This window comes from Bilifractor sp. LCP21S3_A7 (assembly GCF_052118825.1).
GTDB lineage: Bacteria > Bacillota > Clostridia > Lachnospirales > Lachnospiraceae > Bilifractor.
In genome coordinates this window covers 42,600-61,585 of sequence record NZ_JBQKGL010000007.1, presented here as the reverse complement: position 1 = coordinate 61,585, position 18,986 = coordinate 42,600, and the positions used below count along the sequence as shown (strand labels likewise).

Sequence of the window (18,986 nt, the reverse complement as noted above, 5' to 3'; positions counted from 1 at the left end):
CAGTTTCCGATTGAGAGAGGAGTCCTAATGAAAATGAAAACGCAGGTGTTTAATCCCTATCTTCCGTCCTATGAGTATATTCCGGACGGAGAACCGCATGTGTTCGACGAGCGGATCTATCTCTACGGGAGTCACGACCGTTTCGACGCGGCAGGCTTCTGCCTGAATGATTATGTGTGCTGGTCGGCGCCTGTGGATGACCTGACACAGTGGCGCTATGAGGGCGTCATCTATCGGAAAGATCAGGATCCGGTGAATCAGAACATCCCCGCAGATGCGCCGCCCCAGCGGCTTCTCTTTGGCATTGGGCCCAAAAAGCCATCGGATCTCAATCCCCGTGGTGTCCACGCCCTGTGGGCACCGGATGTGGCGCAGGGGCTGGACGAGCGATATTATCTGTACTATTGCCTTGACTTTCTGCCCGAGATCGGCGTCGCTGTCTGCGACACGCCCTGCGGCGCCTATGAGTACTTGGGCCGTGTGCGGCATGCGGATGGAACGCCCCTGGGAGCCCGCCAGGGAGATCTGACGCAATTTGATCCCGGCGTCTTTGTGGACGAGGACAACCAGGTCTATCTCTATTCGGGAAACGCACCCATGCACCCTGAGCAGGATGACGGAATGCACCATTCCCAGGTGATGCGCCTCAAGCCGGACATGCTGACTTTGGACGAGGAGCCCAGACCGCTGCTGCCCAGTGTTACAGAGAGCTTCGGCACGGGCTTTGAGGGCCATGAGTTTTTTGAAGCCAGCTCCATCCGCAAGATCGGAAAACTGTATTATCTGATCTATTCCTCCGTGCAGAGTCATGAGCTTTGCTATGCTGTCAGCTCTGCGCCGGACACCGGCTATCGCTTCGGCGGCACGCTGGTCGATATCGGAGATGTGTTCCTTGACGGAAGAACAGAGGAACGGGCTGTCAATGCGCTGGGAAACACCCACGGAGGCATCGAGTACTGCGCCGGGCAGTGGTATGTTTTCTATCATCGCCAGACCAATCGCACCAACTACAGCCGTCAGGGCTGCGCAGAGAAGATCACGATCGCCCCGGACGGCTCTATATCCCAGGCAGCGGTCAGCTCCTGCGGTCTGAATCACGGCCCGCTGACCGGCGAGGGCAGCTATCCTGCGTATATCTGCTGCCATTTAACGGCTGAGAGCGGAGCGGCATTCTCCCATCCGGAAATCATGAAAATGGACTTCCCGTTTCTCACCCAGGACTGTAACGATCTGGAGCCGGGAGATGCCCGAGCGATCCGCGACGGAGAAGATCCGGTCCAGGTTGTCCGCAATCTCCTGGACGGCTCCACGATCGGCTTCAAAGAGTTCGCTTTCTCGGATCTGACGCAGATCGAGCTTGAAGTGCGCGGCAGCGGATGCGGGATCTTTGAAGTGCGCACACAGTCAAACGGCGAATGCCGGGGCACCGTCGACGTACATGACCTGGGTGCGATCTGGCGGAAGAGGGCCGGGCAAGTGAGCATCCCGAACGGCGTCTTCCCGCTGTATTTCACATATCGGGGCAGTGGCTCCGTCGATATGAAAGGCTTTCGTCTTATCAAACAGAAAGTATCAAACAGAAAGAAGGTTGAGTGTGAATGAAGACCACCTATCGGATCCCTGCGCCGTATGCGCAGCAGTTTTTAAAGCTGGCGGACAGCTTTGTCTGCAAATCCCCCGCACGTCCCGAACGCTTTATGGAAAAGATGAAGCGCAATCGCGGCGCGGTCGCCGGCTTCACGCAGAAGGGACTGGACGAAAACGGGCTGGAGCGGAAAAACCCCGTCATCGTGGCGCTGGGCGACAGCGTCACGGCCGGGCATTTCGAAACGCTGCTTCCGAAGGATCCTGAGGCGCTGCGCACCCATTTTGCGCAGATGCTGCGCGGAGAAGACGTGCTGGGAGAGATCACCGACGCCTGGGAGAGTTACATCGAGAAATTCCGGCTTGCGCTGATCGACAAGTATGAACAGACCTCCGTCAGCGTCCTCAACGCAGGCATCGCGGGCGACGTGCTCCCCATGATGTGCAAACGCGCCGACCGCGACGTGGTGCGCCATGACCCGGATCTGATCCTGATCAACGGTTCCCTGAACTGGGACGATGAGACCATGGGCGACGCAAGTGCCTACAAAGCCCTGCTGAAGGGTCTGGTGCAAAAGCTGAAAGCGGAAACCGCGGCGGATATCATCCTGCTCACGCCCAACGGCGATCTGCCGAACGATCTGCTGGAGCCCATCGGTATCCCCGCAAAAGAAGTGACCACCCCGGCGCGCTGCGAGGCCATCCGGGAAGTCGCCCGGGAGGAGCAGGTGTGCCTGGCCGATGTGCGCGCCGTCTGGGATCAGGCCAAAGAGGCCGGGATCCCCTGGGAGGCGCTGCTCTCCAACGGCGTCAACCACCCCAGCGTGGAGGGACATGAGGTATACGCAAGAGTTTTGATGAAGCTCTTTGAGGACTGAACCAGGAGGTATAAAAATGAAAGCTGTCAGCCTGCAATGCAATTACCGGGTCAACCCGTTGGGGATCGACGATCTGACGCCCCGGCTCAGCTGGATCTGTCAGGGCGGCAAAAAGCAAATCGCATATCAGATCACCGTGAGCGGCGAAGACGGGGATCTGCTTTGGACAAGCGGAAAGATCGAGACCGACCGGATGCACGATGTATATGGCGGACCGAAGCTGAAAAGCGCGCAGCGTGTGCATTGGGCGGTCCGGCTCTGGGATGAAAACGGACAGATCGAGGACTCGGAGAGCGCGTGGTTTGAAATGGGGCTGCTGGAGAGCTCAGACTGGACAGCCAAATGGATCGCTGGTGTGGACACAGATCGGAAAGAGCGCCTGAGCGCAGACTGCTTTCAAAAGCGCTTCGCGCTCCGGGGCGAGGTAAAACGCGCGCGGCTCTACGCCACGGCCTGCGGTGTCTACAGTGCCGTGCTCAACGGTGCGCGGCTCCCCGGCGTCCTCGCCCCCGGCTGCACGGAATACGACAAGCGCCTGTATTACCAGGTCTATGACTTGACTGCGCTTTTGAAAGCGGAAAATGAGCTGACTTTCACCGTGGCGGACGGCTGGTTCAAGGGCAAGCTCGGCAGTACCAACGAGGAATACGTTTTCGGCACCCAGCTCAAGTTCCTGGCGCAGCTGGTGATCGAATACGCCGACGGCAGCCGTGAGACCGTCGGCACGGACGAGAGCTGGCGCTGGAGCAACGACGGCCCGGTCCTCTATGCGGACCTGATGGACGGCGAGGTCTTTGACGCGAGAAAGGCACCGAGCTTTTCTCAAAACGCCGCCCTGACCTCGTACCCGGTCTGGCCCACCGCCTCCCCTGCGGACGGGATCTTGGAGCAGGAGGTCTTTTCCCCTGAACTGCGGATCACTCCCAGCGGCGCGAGAATTCTGGATTTCAAACAGAATCTGGCCGGATACGTCCGCTTCTAGGTGCGGGGGGAGGCCGGCCAGCAGATCCGCCTGCGTCTGGGCGAAGCGCTGGATCACGGGGAATTCAGCGACCTGACCTTGCAGATGGACCTGCCGGGTCTTCCCGTCAAGCGGCAGGAGATCGTCTACACCTGCGCGGGCGGTGAGGAAGTGTTCCGGCCGGACTTTTTCTACTCCGGCTTCCGCTACGCGCTGGTGGAAGGCCTCGACACGGTGGACCCGGCGGATTTTGAGGCGGTGGCGGTGTACAGCGCGCTGCGCTTTACCGGGAGCTTTGCCTGCTCCAATCAAAAGCTTACGCAGTTCGCCCGCAACACGCTGTGGAGCCTCAAGGGCAACTTCGTGGATATCCCCACCGATTGCCCCCAGCGCGAGAAAAGCGGCTGGACCGGGGACGCGCAGATCTTTGCGAAAACCGCCTGCTATTTTGCAGATCCCGCGGCCTTTTACCGTAAATGGCTGAGGGACGTGCGGGACTGCCAGGAGCCCAGCGGCCGCGTGCCCAACGTCTGCCCCCGCATCCGCAGCGCAGAGGGCAAGCGCGACATGCTCAACGGCGCGATCGGCTGGGCGGATGCCGCGGTCATCCTGCCCTATACGCTGTGGAAACTCTATGGAGATGAGCAATTCATCCGCGAAAACCTGGAGCTGATGCTGGGCTGGCGAGACTATATGATCCAGGCGGCTGCGGACAAGAGCTTTTATCATCTGCCGGACGGCATGCCCGTCAAAAATCAGATCGCACCCTATCTGCTGGGCGATTCTCCCTACGCCAAATACATCATCGAGAGCGGCCTGCACTGGGGTGAGTGGTGCGAGCCGGGCGTGGACAGCGTGGAGGAGCTCCTGCGGCCGAAGGCGGAGATCACCACCGCCTACATGCACTACTCTATGGAGCTTCTCGATGAGATGCTGCGCTCGGTGGATCTTCCGGAAGAGGCTGCGCTCTGCCGCGAGTACGCCGAAGGAGCGAAGAAGGCATACAACTATCATTTCGTCCGGGACGGGAAGATCCAAGCCCCGCGGCAGGCGCCCATGGTGCGCGCGCTGGCGCTGGGTCTGCTGGACACGGAAACGGCCGGTCGCGTGGCGGCGGATCTGAACCGCTCGGCCGTCGAGCGGCAATACACCGTCGGTACGGGCTTTCTCTCCACGCCCTTTGTGCTGGGCGTGCTGGCACAATACGGCTATCTGGACACGGCTTACCGCATGCTGGAAAACACCGTAGCTCCCGGGTGGCTGGCCATGGTGGAGCAGGGCGCCACGACGGTCTGGGAAAACTATCTGGCCTATGATGAAAACGGGCACCCGCTCAAGCAGTCTATGAACCACTATTCTCCCGGCGCGGTCTGTGCGTTCCTGTTTGACACGGTCTGCGGGATCGAGGTGAAAAAGGAAAACCGCTTCACAATCCGGCCCCTACCGGGCGGGAGCCTGCGCTGGGCCGAGGCAAGCTACGACTCCCCCTACGGAACCGTGTGCAGCCGCTGGGAGCGCACGGCAGACGGAACTGCGTTTCAGATTGAGATCCCATCCAATACCGAGGCGGAGCTGACGCTTCCCGACGGGACGCAGAGGATCCTCTCCTGTGGAAGCTATTCCTATCTGCTAAAGCCGATTCCCGATCAAAAGCAGTGATCAAAAATCGCCGCCACCCGTAAAACGGGTGGTTCGGTCCGGGCTATAAGCCCGTGTTGCTAGGCCAGCGTCTCAAGGCGCTGGCTTTCACTTTATGGCTACGGGAAATTTCTTTGATCACTTCCCGCAGCTCCGTTCAAGCCACATTGCTTTTTACTCGTCGCTGCCCCTCAAGGGGCATCCGTATTACTTACCCTGACCCTTAAAAGGGTCTTTGTATTCCTTTACGCTCAGCTTGTCCTGTATGATATCCGCCCGCTCCTGGTCTTGGATATATTTTCTGATGGCAGCTTCATTTAACCCTACTGTACTGACATAATATCCCCCCTTTCCGCACCTCCGGATTCCGGTAATAACTTTGATCTGACCATCCCACATATAGGAAACAAGCTGGTGAAGATAAAGATCAAGTTGTATCATTGACGCCTCCTGATCTCCGAGCGGGTCGCGGTACCCGCCATAGTCAAAATCCTACTTTGCAAAGCAGTCATCGGCGCCCTGAGCGGACTTGCCTTCGACCAGTTTCTCCGTCTGACAAAATACCGTCACAAGACGGAGCGGCGCATCCACGATCTCTGCGAGCGGGAGCACTGCGGCTGCGAGGACGAAGACGAGGGCAGCATTGTGCATGCCGCCCTCGTCCATACCATTCACATTGTGCTGTTTATTTTTCTGATTTCTCTCTTGCTCACGATCCTCGTGGAGGGATTCGGCGAGAACCGGGTCGCCGGCATTCTGACAGACCGGCCTGTGGCCGGCACAATCAATGACCGGCGGCTTCCGCCCTTTTCTCACTCCGCTTATTCCGCCGTCGCCAGCACAGCCATCCACGGCCTGCCCGGCAGATCCACCCAGACTTCCCCAGCAGCGCCCTGCTGCACGGTCTGTCTCGTCATATTCCAGGTATCGATCACCTCCAGACGGTACGTCTTTCCTCCCGGCAGTTCGATCCGCGCCTTGCAGCTGCACTGAATATCGTAATAATGCAGAATCACGCTGTCATCTGCCGTCCTGCCGATGACCTCCGTCTCACAGGCAAAAAAGCGGGCGGCCTCGATCGGGCTCATACGCAGCGCGCTCTTCAGGAAGAACCGGAAGTCCTGCGGAACCTTCCGCTCCTCCAGAGCCCGATCCACCTGCTCCTCCGGCAGACCAGCAAGCATCATCACCTGCTCCAGCTGTGAAGCCTGCGGCTCCAGCGGCGCAGGCAGTGATTCCACGATGCTTCGCAGAAACGCGATCCGCGCCGGACTCTTTCCCACGAGCTTTCCGCCCTTTGCCCACCAGACAATCTCCTTCTCATCCGGATAAAATGTCTCTCCATGTGTGCAGACTGCCCCGCGTACCGTCGCCCGCCAGAACCGCGCCGTCATCTCCTCTCCAGAGATCGCGCCCCACTGGTCCGGCAGATTTCCCTCATAGCAGCACTCATCAATGCAGACAGGCTTGCCGTATTTTGCCTGCATCTCGGGAATGCGGGAGAGCTGCTTCGTCTGCCATGACATATGTGTGATGGCCGGGCGCGCCACGTCATAATACTGGAAACAGTTGTGATTCGACAGCAGATGATGCCAGGGATCATGCTCCGCAATAAACTGCTCGATCTCATGCCAGTCATCCATCGTCTTGGCAGCACAGAAATCATACTCGTTCGCCATGCTCCACCAGATGCCCGGAAACGCCGCGAACCGGCGCAGCAGATAATCCAGATAGATCAGATTGTCCTCCTGCGGCATCGTGGCAAATCCCCAGTTGTCATAGGGATGAAACAAAATCAGATCCACCTGGATGCCAGCCTCAAAGAGCTGGGAGAGCCGCTTCTCGAATGCATCCCAAAAGGCATAGCACGGATGAGCCGGATCCCACGCCCCGTCCGCGCCTTTTTCGAACGCGTAGTGCTGCGGCTCGTTGTGATTGTACTGATAGTGCTTCGGGAAGACGCATATACGGATCTTGTTGAACGGTGCGTGGCGAAGCGTCTCGATTGTCTCATCCATCAGCGCATCCGTCTGAGATGCCAGTGCGTAGACTGTCGTGCCGAATCCATAATACGGCGTCCCGTCGTCAAAATAAAAGTGTATGCCTCTGGCGCGCACCACGCCGTGATGCCCTTCCCGCGCGGGTTCTACGGCAAGTGTCCCTTCGTCTGCCGCAAGACCGCGCACCTTGTACGTATATGTGCCTGCCTGCTCCGGCAGAAAACGGACCATACAAGTGCCGTTTCCCGCATAGAAGCCGCGCACCTCGGTCACACTCCCGTCCGCCGCGCAGGTAAATTCCGCCGCAAGGTCAATCTGCGCCTCATTCACCGCATCCGGCACTGCCGCATAAGTCAGTTCCACAGTCTCGTACTGATACCCTTTTGCAATCATTTCCGTTCTCCTCTGTGATCTCCCATGGCAAACCTCCCTGCTTCTGCAGCTTCCCACTGCCATTTCTGTCACTATGAATGTACATGAACCGTCTCTTAATTTCAGTAATAAATTCAGTATTAATAGCTTAATTATTTACTTAATCATTGAAACTGAACCTTCCTGAAATCATAATGGAAAGTATAGACATCGATGCTTTTTCCGGAGGAAAACGCCATGGGAATTACTGCCAAGAAACTGGCAAAGAAACTGAACTTAAGTGCCGCCGTGTCAATGGCACTGCACGATCAGCCCGGCGTGAGCACAGAAACAAGAAAGCGTGTCAAACTCGCCGCCGGAAAATACGGCTATGACCTGTCCCGCATCCAGAACAGAAAAGCGCAGGGCGGCTCAATTGATTTCCTGGTAAATAAAAAGAGCGGCGCCATCGTCGGATTCGACAACCTCCCCGCCGGAGAGGTTATCAACCCGCCGCTCACCACCATCAACGTTCCGAAACGCGCGCTCGGAGAGGAAGCCGTCCTACGCCTCGTCCGCCGCATTGAGAATCCGAATCTCCCTATAAATCGCCGCCACCCGTGAAACGGGTGGTTCGGTCCGGGCTATAAGCCCGTGTTGCTAGGCCAGCGTCTCAAGGCGCTGGCTTTCACTTTATGGCTACGGGAAGTTTCTTTGATCACTTCCCGCAGCTCCGTTCAAGCCACATTGCTTTTTACTCGTCGCTGCCCCTCAAGGGGCATCCGTATTACTTACCCTGACCCTTAAAAGGGTCTTCGTATTCCTTTACGCTGAGCTTGTCCTGTATGATATCCGCCCGCTCCTGGTCTTGAATATATTTTCTGATGGTAGCTTCATTTAACCCTACTGTACTGACATAATATCCTTCTGACCAAAAACATCGAGCGCATCTCTTTCAGAGATGTAGAACGGGTCGTGACACTTGATAAAATCATACTGATCACAGCCAGGGAAGGCCGTGTCGCTGCCATGAAGAAAGACGGGTTCCTGGACGGAACACCGGAGGAATGCACAGCATATATCCGGGAGCAGAAGAAGGCGTGCCGATGACACGCAGTTTCAGAGCTATGGAATTGTCATTCGTTTTTCTCTTTCAGGGGTTCCTTTTTATCGTTTATGATTGTACGGACCAGGTAGAGCGGTCTGTGTTTCACTTCCATAAAAATGTTGCCGACATAGATACCAACTATTCCGAGTGCGGATAATATAAGACCGCCCATAAGAAAAATGGATGCTATCAGGCTTGTCCATCCAGCAGGTACATTTACTGTAAAATGACGGATGATAATCACGATCACGGCAACAAAGGCAAGGAAAGAGATCGCAAGGCCGGCCCGGAGCATAACCCGAAGGAGCTTGTCTGACTGTGAAGTCAGAATTTCTGTAGCGGCATTGATCCGTTTTTTCAGGTTGTATCCGCTTTTTCCGGCAAATCTCTCATGATGCTGCACATCAACCGATGTCTGCTTAAATCCCATCCATTGAATGTACATTACATAAGCTCTGTGAAGCTCACGCATCATGCAGTAGGAGTCAACAACCCTCCGGCTGCATATCGAGAAGTTGCACAGTGCCGGATCGTATTTTACATCCGTTGCCCAGGAATATAATTTGTAAAATAATCCGGAAAGAAATATCTTGGATTTCGAGTCCTGCCTCTCTGATCTTCTTGCAAATACTACATCATAACCTTCTCTGGCCTTATTATACAGAGTAATAATTTCCTCGGGTGCATCCTGCAGGTCACAGTCCATAACGACGGTCCAGTCTCCGGAACTGTAATCGAGTCCTGCAAGAATAGCCTTGATCTGTCCGAAATTTCTGGACAGATCAATTCCAACCACATGCCTGTCCTTTTTGCAGATATCGCGGATTCCTTCCCATGAATTTCCGGGACAGTGATCGTTGACCATGATAATTTCGTAATCATCACCGGCAAGCTTCGTAAGTGTTTCTGTCAGTCTTCTGTGCAGTTCCGGGATTGCCTCCGGACAGCCATACATAGGGATTACAACTGAAAATTTCATAATGGTAATTATTTATTCTCTCTTTCGGATTACTTATTCGCCCAGAGACTGTCGAATCGTCTCAGCTTTCTTTCTTTTTTGTAGTCTTCCAAATACCTGATATACGGATATTCGGGTTCATATCCGAGCTCTTTTCCGGCCTTGTCTATATCCATGACAAAACTTGTGAACTGATCATGCATTGGAACCTCTATGATCTGTGGATGCGTCCCCTCCGGCGCAAACACATCAATGATGCCCTGTATCTGCTCCCGAAGCGTTGTCCTGATGCCGGTTCCGGCATTGTAGGTTCCGCCGTCAACCTCCGCAAACAGCGCCTTGTACATCATCCGGCAGAGATCCTTTACATACAGAATATCCTTGAACGCATCAGGATTACCCCATAGCTCTATATCCGCTCCCCCGGATGCCTGCTGAATCATCCACCGATAACCGATTTTCTTTTCCTTCCCGTCAACCAGATATGTCATCCGCGGTGCATACATATAGACATTGGGAAGACGGAAGACAAAATTTTTTACACCGTATTCCTGCTTATAGTATTCCATGGTATCGGCAATCATACACTTTGTAATAGAATAAAACGCATGATCTCCGGTATAAAGGAGTTTTCTCGGAAGATCCGGAGAAAGGACCTCCATTTTCCCCCAATATCCTGCCTGTTCCGCCCAGGTCTGCGTGTATAGAACGCGGTCTGCCTTCACCTTCCGCGCATATTCCATAATGCGAAGACTTCCCTTGATGTTTGTCTCAACATATGCGAATGGATCATATTTCTTAAGGTAAGCAGGAAGAAGACCTGTCAGATTGACAATGGCGTAAATATCATCTGTCGGAAGATTTTCAAAATCCTCTGCATGGCAAATATCAACACTTACCGTCTTTATGCCTTCGGCCCCGAAGTATGCCGTGTTTCTTCTCCCAACCGCAATGACCTCAAATCCCTGCGGAAGCTGTTTTGTGCAATAATCTGTCAGGTAAGCGCCGATATAACCGGTTGCGCCGAAGATTACAATTCTTTTCATGTTATTTTGTCCTGTAAAAATCTTTTATAGCTGAAACGACTGTCTTCCGATCCTCATCTGTCAGACCATAATACATCGGAAGTCTTACAAGCCGTTCACTTTCTCTGGTCGTATAAACATCATCTCCGTCAAAACGTCCGAACTTGTACCCTGCCGGCGCCGAATGAAGCGGTACGTAATGGAATGTGAGCTGAACGCCACGTGATTTGCAGTAGTTGATCAGGGCGGTCCTTTCCTGCAAATCCCTGCATTTAATGTAATACATATGTGCGTTATGCTGACATTCTGCAGGAACTGCCGGCACATCGATCCTGCCTGCACTTCTGAGCTCCTGCAATTCATGATGATAATAATTCCAGGTTGTCATACGGTTCTTCTCGATTTCGTCTGCATTCTGCAGCTGCCCCCAGAGATATGCAGCATTCAGCTCGCTGGGAAGATAGCTGTCTCCAAAATCGACCCATGTGTATTTGTCAACCTGGCCACGGAAGAATTTCGATCGGTTCGTGCCCTTCTCCCGGAGGATTTCTGCTCTTTCATTGAATTCCGGTCTGTTGATGACAAGAGCACCGCCTTCGCCCATGGAAAAATTTTTTGTTTCGTGGAAGGAATAGCAGCCGAAATCGCCGATGGTGCCGAGGTATCTGCCCTTATATGTGCTTGTTACAGCCTGTGCAGCGTCTTCAATAACCTTAAGTCCATGGCGGCGCGCTATGTCCATAATTGCATCCATTTCGCATGCAATTCCGGCATAATGGACACAGCAGATAACCTTGGTTCTGTCTGTTATCGCCTGCTCAATTTTCTTTTCGTCTATATTCATCGTGTCAGGACGAATGTCAACAAAGACCAGCCTGGCTCTGCAGAGAATCGGTGCGTTCGCCGTACTGGAGAAGGTATAACTTGGCAAAATCACCTCGTCGCCGGGATTCAGGCCGCATAATTCAAATGCCATATCCAGGGCAGTGGAACCGCTGGTGGTCAGCATAACCTTTTGCGCCTTGAAAGTATCCTCCATCCAGGCATTGCATTTCCTGGTAAACTGACCGTCTCCGCAGATTTTATGAGAATCAATAGCCTGTTTCACATACGCCAGTTCATTGCCCACAAAGGGCGGAACATTAAAATCAATCATTGCGATACTCCTCTTGTTTTCTTATACCATATTAGTGCAATCAGACACAACAAACCAGATATAGAAGCAATGAATCCTTCCATCTGAAGTGGCTGTCTGTAGTGCAGCTCTACAATATTTACACCAGATGGTATCTTAATCGCCTGAAACCCGATATCTGCTCTGTATATTTTTTCCTGATGACCATTGACATCTGCAGTCCATCCTCTGTCCCACGTAACCGGGAGATAGAGATACCCATTTGTCGATGAATCAACCTTTATCAGCATATGACCGCTGTTTTTTCCTGTCCATACTTTTACTGTGGCTGGTGATTCCGGAGCTTGCTTGTCTGTTGATTCATAGTCCGGGTCCTCCAATACCAGGGTAGTATCCAATATCTTCTGCCTTTGCGTTTCTGGAAGATCAAGGAAGTCACTCTTCCTCATGGTATTTGTAAAGACTCTGCCAAATCCCGGAGAATTTTTGTTTTCATATATACTTATACCATCCGCTCCGGTTCCGATTAGCGAATAATTATGCGTGATCGGAGTTTTTGAAAGGACATACCGCACGCCCAATAAAGAGGCCATTTCACTATTATCTGCATCTGCAGTAAATGTCACATAAGATCCGGGATTATGGGAAACATTCACCGTTTTCGGCCATACTTTTGTCACAAACGATATTACATACCTGGAAAATGTTGTGTTGTAATATGAGATACCTTTATAATTTTCCAGGACGGCATCGTTATAATAATTGTCGATGTATGTCTTTTCAATACGAAATAATTCTTTACTGCCCGGCTGTATTGTCTCAAGGGCATGGCAGGTGCTCTCAATATTCTTCCTGCTCTCACTGTCTGGCGTGATATTCATTCTCACCGGGTTCGTCATTGCGGAGTCGGTAATCATGCTGAATGTTATTATGCAAAACACTGTAATGGTAAAAATCCTGTTCTTCGACTTACCTTTCGGACGAGATATCATGATGACGGCAAAAACCAGCAGGCATATCATAATCCCCTTCAGGTAGTAGCTAATTGTAATACTGTCCGGGGTTTTTCCCCTCACATACATCACATAGATGACGCGCAGCATAACAGCAAAAAATACAGTACAGCAAAATGCGGTTATCCGGGTGTCCCGGTGCAGCTTTTCATAATGAGAAAAAAACCACGCTATCATGTAAGCCATGAAGGGGATATAAACAAAGCTATATCTGGTAGCTACGGTTACAAATCTATTGCAGATTGCCCCGCCTAATGGGAGCAGCATCATGATACCTGTGATAGATGCCAATAACACATAAAGCCACCGCTTTGAATCATAATGAATTTTTTCAGTGAAAAAAATGATCATCATGGATGGCCCAAGGCATGAGAAAAACAGCTGGCTTAATTCATAGTAATTCATCGGACCTATATAATTATTACCTATTCCATAAAGATTATTGGAAAATAATCTTGTAAAGATTGCGCGGAAGGTATCGGGATCAAAAAACACAGGAATCGATATATTTCCTCCAATTCTCGCGCTTACCTCTGTAAGCTGATAGTATGCCGGTAATGATAGGATGCCGGAAATTAAACCGGCTATGATCACATCAATGAGAATCGCTGCAAATTTTCTGATTATTTTCCGGGTATCCCATGTATCAACCAAGAAAAAACACCTGAATACCAGATAGGCCAGGCAGGTTAGCGCAATCGAAAAAGCTGTATAAAGACTTGTTGCAAGCGTCAACGCAATCGATAGTATCATCCATACAGACTTCTTTTGATTTTTTATCGTTCTTTCTATCTGATATATGTCCAGTATCGTGAAAACACATGCCGTGGCAAGAAAATAGTGTTGCCCCCACAAAACTAAAAAACCATTAAATGCACATACATACGCTCCCATAACTCTTCCGTACCAGTTAAGGTTAAACTCTGACAGCCATAGGAAGGTAAGGTATCCCGTAAGAAGGCATTTGACTATATGGATGTAAATCAATCCGGAGGCCATGACCCAGCGTCCTCCCACCAGGTATAAGATTACCAGCGGAATGTTAAACGGATCGCAGATGATGGATTGATTGTTGATCAGATCGATACCTGTACCCCAGTTCATACACCAGGGGGAAAGATCACCTGATTTGATTTTTTCAGCGAGCATGGTAAGTACCGGGAAATAATCATCCCATGTATCAGCGCCTATGTCACTGAAGATCCAATAGTTATGACCGAAGAGGTATTTATTATATATGAATAAAGCTGTTCCCAGCATCATGATCATTAATACAGCCAGAGGGTGAAGAGATGCATGATCTGTTTCTGCTTTTATCTGTCTGTTATATCGGCTCGTTGTAATCATAATGACATCATGCCTCCTGAATTGATAAAGGTTTCCCTGTTTATTCCTCAAGACCTCTCATTGTTGCCTCATGTAAGAACAATCCGGTATTTCATGGCAACCGGTGCATGAACGCCGGCGGTATTTCTCAATCATTCCGCCGGCATAAACGCAGCGGGCAGAGATGCCGCCGGCAGAAGAAGCGAAAGCACTCGTCATATCGAGGCAACGATGATCCCTGCTATAATCATGATTAATGCGAGGAGCTTCATCCTGTTCAGCTTCTCATGAAAAAACCTCATGCCAAATATCGTAATATAGATATAGCTTGTCGACTCCAGTACCGGACCAAGTGAGAGCGGCACACCACGGTATGCAAATACCGAACACAGTGTTGCGACAACAAAGATCAGATATGCAGTGATAACAAGAGGGTTTAAATACTCCCGTATTTTGCTGGGATAGGTTTTCAGGGCGGCTTTTTTCAACAATACCTGCGAGATAGCACTGATGAACGTTCCAAACAGGATAAAAAGGGAGTATAAGGCAACTGTTTTATTCATAGCGAATCCCTCTTTTCCTTTACCGATGCATTATCCGGTCTGCTGCTGTCTGTGGATGAATCGTTCTGCTCTGTATTGTCTTTATCGAAAAGCGCATAAATAACCACGCCGAGGAAGACAAGAAGAATCCCTATGATTTTGTTAATATGGATCTTCTCATGGAAAATGAAAAATCCCCAGACAGCGCCCCATATGACAGTCACTGCCCGGTTTGCATATGCCGTGGTGAGCGGAAGAATCTTGATTATCTGCTGCCAGGCTATGGCATAAAAGCCCAGAAGAAAAATTACAAGGCCATAGAACAATATGAATTTCGGACTCAGGAAGGACTGCCCGGAGGCCATTTTGCTGCAGATACCGCTCATGGAATAGATCATCAGCATAATGTGCAGAACAACATATGTAAGAAGTGTTTTTTTCTTCATCATCGTTTCTCCGGCAGATATTTTGTAATATTTCTGGTGCTGCCCGATGTGAATACATAACATCCGAAACGGGTGGAACTATCGGATACTGCAGTATTTGTAATTGGACGGACCTCTTCATAGACAATATGAATCTCCGGATCCTTCTTCATCCGGTTAAGAACATCGACGTCTTCCCTGCTGAATATGTAGCGGACACCGGCCGGGCTTCCTATGCGGTCAGGCTTAAGATCCGGTTCCTCACCCAGGGCAATCTGAATTACGGCTTTCACAAAATCTATGCCTGTCGAAAGATGAACAAGTGTGCTTCCAATAAAATCACCACCCATTCGGCCGCCGATTTCAATAAGACGGATATGTCCGGATTCATCGATTTTAAGCTCTGAATGAGAAGCCCCGTATTCAATGTGAAGAGAGGTAAGGGCATGAACTACAACCTGCCTGACCTCTTCGAGTTTTTCTGCTGAAACCACAGCCGGTTCCAGGTGACCGGTTTCGATAAAATGAGGAGCGCCGGTTGTGTATTTCTGCGTCAGCTGGAGGAAATGATGCTTCCCCTTCCAAGAGACATATTCAACGCTATACTCCTGCCCGGAAGCGAATTCCTCTACCAGAACCTTATGCTCGAAGCTGACTTCTGATGCTTTCTTTACAGCCTCCGCTATTCCCGCTTTAGTCTGCAATTTAAAAATTCCGCGGCTCCCGGATCGGTCGGTGGGTTTTACAATAACCGGATATTGAAAGCCCTTGCTGTTTAAAAGCATGTCTACAGAGTCGTCAGTCATGCCATTCGGAAAATCCTGCATGCGGACCTCTTCGCTCTTTGGCGAAGGGTCACCGTTTTGAAAGAAACACTCTCTCATTGCCTTTTTATTGGTAGAAACTTCTGAAGCATAGGGAGAATTTCCTATAAGTCCCAGTTTATCGGCGACATAGTTTACGGTCGATGCGCCAAGATCCGTCGCAATGGTGCAGATTCCGTCCACGCCGATTTCACGGCATTTATCTGCAATTAAATCTTTTTCAACAATGCTGATCGGGTAGAAAAAATCAGCGCTTTTTTCGCCCACGTCGCCTGCTGCCCATGCAAAAACATGGGTCTCAATTCCCATCTGTTCTGCCTTTTCAATCAGCGGTTCCTGTAAGTATGACGCACCGATAATGGCCAGTTTCTTTTTCTTCATTCCTTTTTGCCTGATGATCTCAGAAGCTGAATCAACATTTCCTTTCTATTTTCTGCGAATTTACCTTTTTCTTCAGTGAATTTTTTCTTCTCGGTAAATTTGCCTTTTCGGTGATTTTATCTTTCCCGGAGGGGTCACCTTTTCCCGTGAATCTCGCGGGGATTCGATCATCTGCTGCCAGATGATTGATTGGCAGCGCCGGCGATCTGATAGTCAGGTCCGTCGTAATTGCGAATATTATTCTAAACCAATAAGGGTACTGATTGCAACTGCTTTCATCCGGTTGCCGTATCTTCCCAAAATGAAATTTTATTTTCCGATCATAAAGCTATAGGCAGAGGCTGGTTTCGCCCGTGATTTTTTGAGACTGGTCATTGACAACTGGTTCTCCATCGGCGAAACTGAACATACGTCGAAAAAGCAGAAATGCTTTTGTAAGGGCTCTATCGAAAGATCGGGCCCTATTTTTCTGACCCCAATATCCTGCAGGTCATTATCGTTGCACCTGCAGGTTTTTAGCTTTCCCTGAAAACGGAAAATCAGCAATATGTGTATCCTCGCCCTTAATACATGTCAGGCTTTCAAACTGTTTTTTGATGTTCGAAAGCTCCGCCGGCAGGAATAGAAAGAGACCGCCGACAGGGCTGGATCCTATTAAAAATAGAATCCGATCCTGTCGGCGGCCTCTCATGTAATTTATCTGGTTAAACCAGCCGATAGTTACAAATCGGTTCCTGAATATTTTGGCCTTATAGACGAAAAGATCAATTTGAGCATATTCCGGCATAAGGCAGTCTTTATGGTATGCAAAAAATCAGAACTTTCTGTACAGCCTGCAACTTGTTATACAATGTCTTGATCATCTTTTTTCTGTTGCTCCTCTATAAGCCTGTCGAACAATGCACTGATTTGAAAAGCCGCATCTTTAGCGATCTCCTCCGGTGCACGGTTCTCCATACCTACTTTAACTACAAACAATCTGTCTGATTCTTCTGCTTTTCTTACTGCCATAATAAATTTCTCCTCGCATCACTGAATCTATCCAGATCCGCTGCCATGCTCGTGACCTCATCCAGAAGATTCATCCTACCATGTGCCGATTATCTTATGAATCAGAAGATCGTTTCTTTGCCAAGCAGGAAATCCAGTACATTGATATGACGAATGCCGTTTTCATCCGTAAATGACGCCGGAATATCCCGACGCATAACGATTTTCTCAAAGAAATCATTCGTCAGTCGCAGAGAGTCCAGTTCACTGGTTGTCTTTTCTGTATGAGACATTTCATAGGTGGATTGGATATATACCTTTTTGTCTCCTTGATTGACAACAAAATCAATTTCCTTTTGCACCTTCTGATCTTTTCGCCTGTCGAGGACGACACCAACATCAACGGAATATCCCTGTATAATCAGTTCATTGTACAGGATGTTTTCCATGATATGACCCGGATCAAATTGCCGGAAATTAACTCGCGCATTACGGAGCCCGATATCTGTGTAATAATATTTGTTTGGATACTGAAAATATCGTTTTCCCTTGATATCCCAGCGTTTTGCTTCGCTGATCAGAAAGGCATTCTTCAGGTATTCCAGGTAACTTGAAACAGTTTTAGGGCTGATGTTCGCTTTTTTTGTACTGTTCAGTGTGTTTGCAATATTGGTGGGATTTGTCAGCGAACTGACAGATGACGCAAGAAAGTCCAGGATATCAGAAAGTACATCAGGGCGTTCAATTCCCTCGCGCTCAACGATATCCTTGATATATACCTCATTAAACAGCTGCGCCAGATAGTCTTTTTGCTGTCGGTCTTCCTTCAGATTCAGAAGGTATGGCATCCCGCCATAAAGCATATAGCGGTCAAATGCATCTCTTTTATCTCCACCCACAGCGACAAAGAATTCCCGGAAAGAAAGAGGATATACATGGATCTGAGAAGAACGGCCGCGAAATTCTGTCACGATATCGCTTGACAGCATCCGGGAATTGCTTTCTGTGACATACACATCAAGATTTTTGTATCCCCGCAGTTCATTCAGCATGTCATAGATTGTTACCTTTTCGCCGGGCAGATCCGGATCTGGAACGGAAACAGACAGCTGAATTTCATCGATAAAGAGATAGTACTGTTGTGCGCTGTTTTGTATCTTTGCCTCGACCATACTGCTGAGAGCAATCGGGCTGCGGAATTTTACATCTTTGCGTTTATCAAGTTCGATTGTAATGATGTTCTCGGCACTTGTCCCCTGTGACAGCAGATAGTCACGAAACAGTTCGAATAAAAGAACGGACTTTCCGCACCGCCGGATCCCGGTAATAACTTTGATCTGGCCATCCCACATATAGGAAACAAGCTGGTGAAGATAAAGATCACGTTGTATCATTGACGCCTCCTGATATTGCGCACTTAGGCCGTAATCGTCTTAAGATCGTAATTAAAGTATAACCCGTTGAGCCCTGCTGCTCAACATCAAATTACGTATTTGGGACGTAAGTGGCATAAGATAGTAATCAAATATAACATCAGGGCGATCGAAGCCGACAGGTATTGAGCTCCTCTGCGGCTTTCTCCTGTGTCATACCTTTCGCTTTGCGGAGAGTTTTCAGGCGTCCTGCAAAATTGGCGGTTTCTAAACTATACATACTTTTTCCTTTCCGCCTGATGCGGGAAGCGGAAGGATACACCTGCATGCAGTACGGTCCGGAACCTTCAGAGCCTGACAAGGGCGCAAAAAGATAAGGGTACCGATACTGCTTTTCCCAAAACGGGAAATCAGCACGAAGTGACGCGTAAGCGGTATGGAAGTGCGAATACCTGTTAGCGGCACGGAAGCTGC

Annotated in this window: 17 protein-coding genes and 2 pseudogenes; 6 read left to right on the top strand and 13 right to left on the bottom strand. The window is 50.2% G+C overall.

The window, feature by feature from the left end:
* Positions 1-27: 27 nt before the first annotated feature.
* The 4 genes from ACTQ1O_RS07920 to ACTQ1O_RS07905 are packed head-to-tail and all read left to right on the top strand — an operon-like array spanning position 28 to position 5,082.
* Entirely contained in the window at positions 28-1,602 is a 1,575-nt protein-coding gene (locus ACTQ1O_RS07920; RefSeq protein WP_441486814.1) for a family 43 glycosylhydrolase, read from the top strand.
* Positions 1,599-2,462 (top strand): SGNH/GDSL hydrolase family protein, encoded by an 864-nt coding sequence (locus ACTQ1O_RS07915; protein WP_441486813.1) that lies wholly within the window; start codon positions 1,599-1,601, stop codon positions 2,460-2,462. Before ACTQ1O_RS07920 ends, ACTQ1O_RS07915 begins: the two co-directional genes overlap by 4 nt.
* A gap of 16 nt (positions 2,463-2,478) precedes the next feature.
* Positions 2,479-3,444, top strand: a complete 966-nt coding sequence (locus ACTQ1O_RS07910; RefSeq protein ID WP_441486812.1) for an alpha-L-rhamnosidase N-terminal domain-containing protein — start codon at positions 2,479-2,481, stop codon at positions 3,442-3,444.
* Positions 3,445-5,082, top strand: a complete 1,638-nt coding sequence (locus tag ACTQ1O_RS07905) for a family 78 glycoside hydrolase catalytic domain (RefSeq protein WP_441486811.1) — start codon at positions 3,445-3,447, stop codon at positions 5,080-5,082. It begins immediately after the preceding gene.
* Between the two features lie 186 nt (positions 5,083-5,268).
* Here the strand turns inward: ACTQ1O_RS07905 and ACTQ1O_RS07900 are convergent.
* The 3 genes and pseudogenes from ACTQ1O_RS07900 to ACTQ1O_RS07890 all read right to left on the bottom strand — a co-directional run.
* A pseudogene (locus ACTQ1O_RS07900) lies at positions 5,269-5,409 on the bottom strand (IS200/IS605 family transposase); the annotation flags it as partial.
* 144 nt (positions 5,410-5,553) lie between these two features.
* Entirely contained in the window at positions 5,554-5,877 is a 324-nt protein-coding gene (locus ACTQ1O_RS07895; protein WP_441486810.1) for a hypothetical protein, read from the bottom strand.
* A 5-nt stretch (positions 5,878-5,882) separates the two neighbouring features.
* Positions 5,883-7,454: a DUF5605 domain-containing protein gene (locus ACTQ1O_RS07890; RefSeq protein WP_441486809.1), complete on the bottom strand. Its 1,572-nt coding sequence runs from the start codon at positions 7,452-7,454 to the stop codon at positions 5,883-5,885.
* 216 nt (positions 7,455-7,670) lie between these two features.
* On the opposite strand from ACTQ1O_RS07890, the gene ACTQ1O_RS07885 reads away from it, so the two are divergent.
* Positions 7,671-8,036 (top strand): substrate-binding domain-containing protein, encoded by a 366-nt coding sequence (locus tag ACTQ1O_RS07885; protein WP_441486808.1) that lies wholly within the window; start codon positions 7,671-7,673, stop codon positions 8,034-8,036.
* Between the two features lie 163 nt (positions 8,037-8,199).
* Here the strand turns inward: ACTQ1O_RS07885 and ACTQ1O_RS07880 are convergent.
* Positions 8,200-8,355 (bottom strand): annotated as a pseudogene (locus ACTQ1O_RS07880) (IS200/IS605 family transposase); the annotation flags it as partial.
* 32 nt (positions 8,356-8,387) lie between these two features.
* Between ACTQ1O_RS07880 and ACTQ1O_RS07875 the strand changes: the two are divergent.
* Positions 8,388-8,522, top strand: coding sequence for a hypothetical protein (locus ACTQ1O_RS07875; RefSeq protein ID WP_441486807.1), 135 nt, complete (start codon positions 8,388-8,390; stop codon positions 8,520-8,522).
* 26 nt (positions 8,523-8,548) lie between these two features.
* Here the strand turns inward: ACTQ1O_RS07875 and ACTQ1O_RS07870 are convergent, their stop codons facing one another.
* From ACTQ1O_RS07870 to ACTQ1O_RS07830, 9 genes are all read right to left on the bottom strand, one after another.
* The gene (locus tag ACTQ1O_RS07870; protein WP_441486806.1) at positions 8,549-9,499 is read right to left on the bottom strand and encodes a glycosyltransferase family 2 protein; all 951 of its coding nucleotides are present in this window, start codon (positions 9,497-9,499) and stop codon (positions 8,549-8,551) included.
* A 29-nt stretch (positions 9,500-9,528) separates the two neighbouring features.
* Positions 9,529-10,524, bottom strand: a complete 996-nt coding sequence (locus ACTQ1O_RS07865; RefSeq protein ID WP_441486805.1) for an NAD-dependent epimerase/dehydratase family protein — start codon at positions 10,522-10,524, stop codon at positions 9,529-9,531.
* Position 10,525: 1 nt separating this feature from the next.
* Positions 10,526-11,659, bottom strand: coding sequence for a dTDP-4-amino-4,6-dideoxygalactose transaminase (gene rffA, locus ACTQ1O_RS07860; RefSeq protein WP_441486804.1), 1,134 nt, complete (start codon positions 11,657-11,659; stop codon positions 10,526-10,528).
* On the bottom strand, positions 11,656-13,998 hold the full coding sequence (locus ACTQ1O_RS07855) for a YfhO family protein (protein ID WP_441486803.1): 2,343 nt from the start codon (positions 13,996-13,998) through the stop codon (positions 11,656-11,658). The genes rffA and ACTQ1O_RS07855 overlap by 4 nt, the downstream gene beginning before the upstream one ends.
* Positions 13,999-14,192: 194 nt before the next feature.
* Entirely contained in the window at positions 14,193-14,540 is a 348-nt protein-coding gene (locus tag ACTQ1O_RS07850; protein ID WP_441486802.1) for an EamA family transporter, read from the bottom strand.
* Positions 14,537-14,968, bottom strand: a complete 432-nt coding sequence (locus tag ACTQ1O_RS07845; RefSeq protein WP_441486801.1) for an EamA family transporter — start codon at positions 14,966-14,968, stop codon at positions 14,537-14,539. The genes ACTQ1O_RS07850 and ACTQ1O_RS07845 overlap by 4 nt, the downstream gene beginning before the upstream one ends.
* Complete coding sequence (locus ACTQ1O_RS07840; RefSeq protein ID WP_441486800.1) at positions 14,965-16,149, bottom strand: ATP-grasp domain-containing protein; 1,185 nt, start codon at positions 16,147-16,149, stop codon at positions 14,965-14,967. The genes ACTQ1O_RS07845 and ACTQ1O_RS07840 overlap by 4 nt, the downstream gene beginning before the upstream one ends.
* Before the next feature lie 843 nt (positions 16,150-16,992).
* Positions 16,993-17,160: a hypothetical protein gene (locus ACTQ1O_RS07835; protein WP_441486799.1), complete on the bottom strand. Its 168-nt coding sequence runs from the start codon at positions 17,158-17,160 to the stop codon at positions 16,993-16,995.
* Between the two features lie 101 nt (positions 17,161-17,261).
* Entirely contained in the window at positions 17,262-18,533 is a 1,272-nt protein-coding gene (locus ACTQ1O_RS07830) for an ATP-binding protein (RefSeq protein WP_441486798.1), read from the bottom strand.
* Positions 18,534-18,986: the final 453 nt, after the last annotated feature.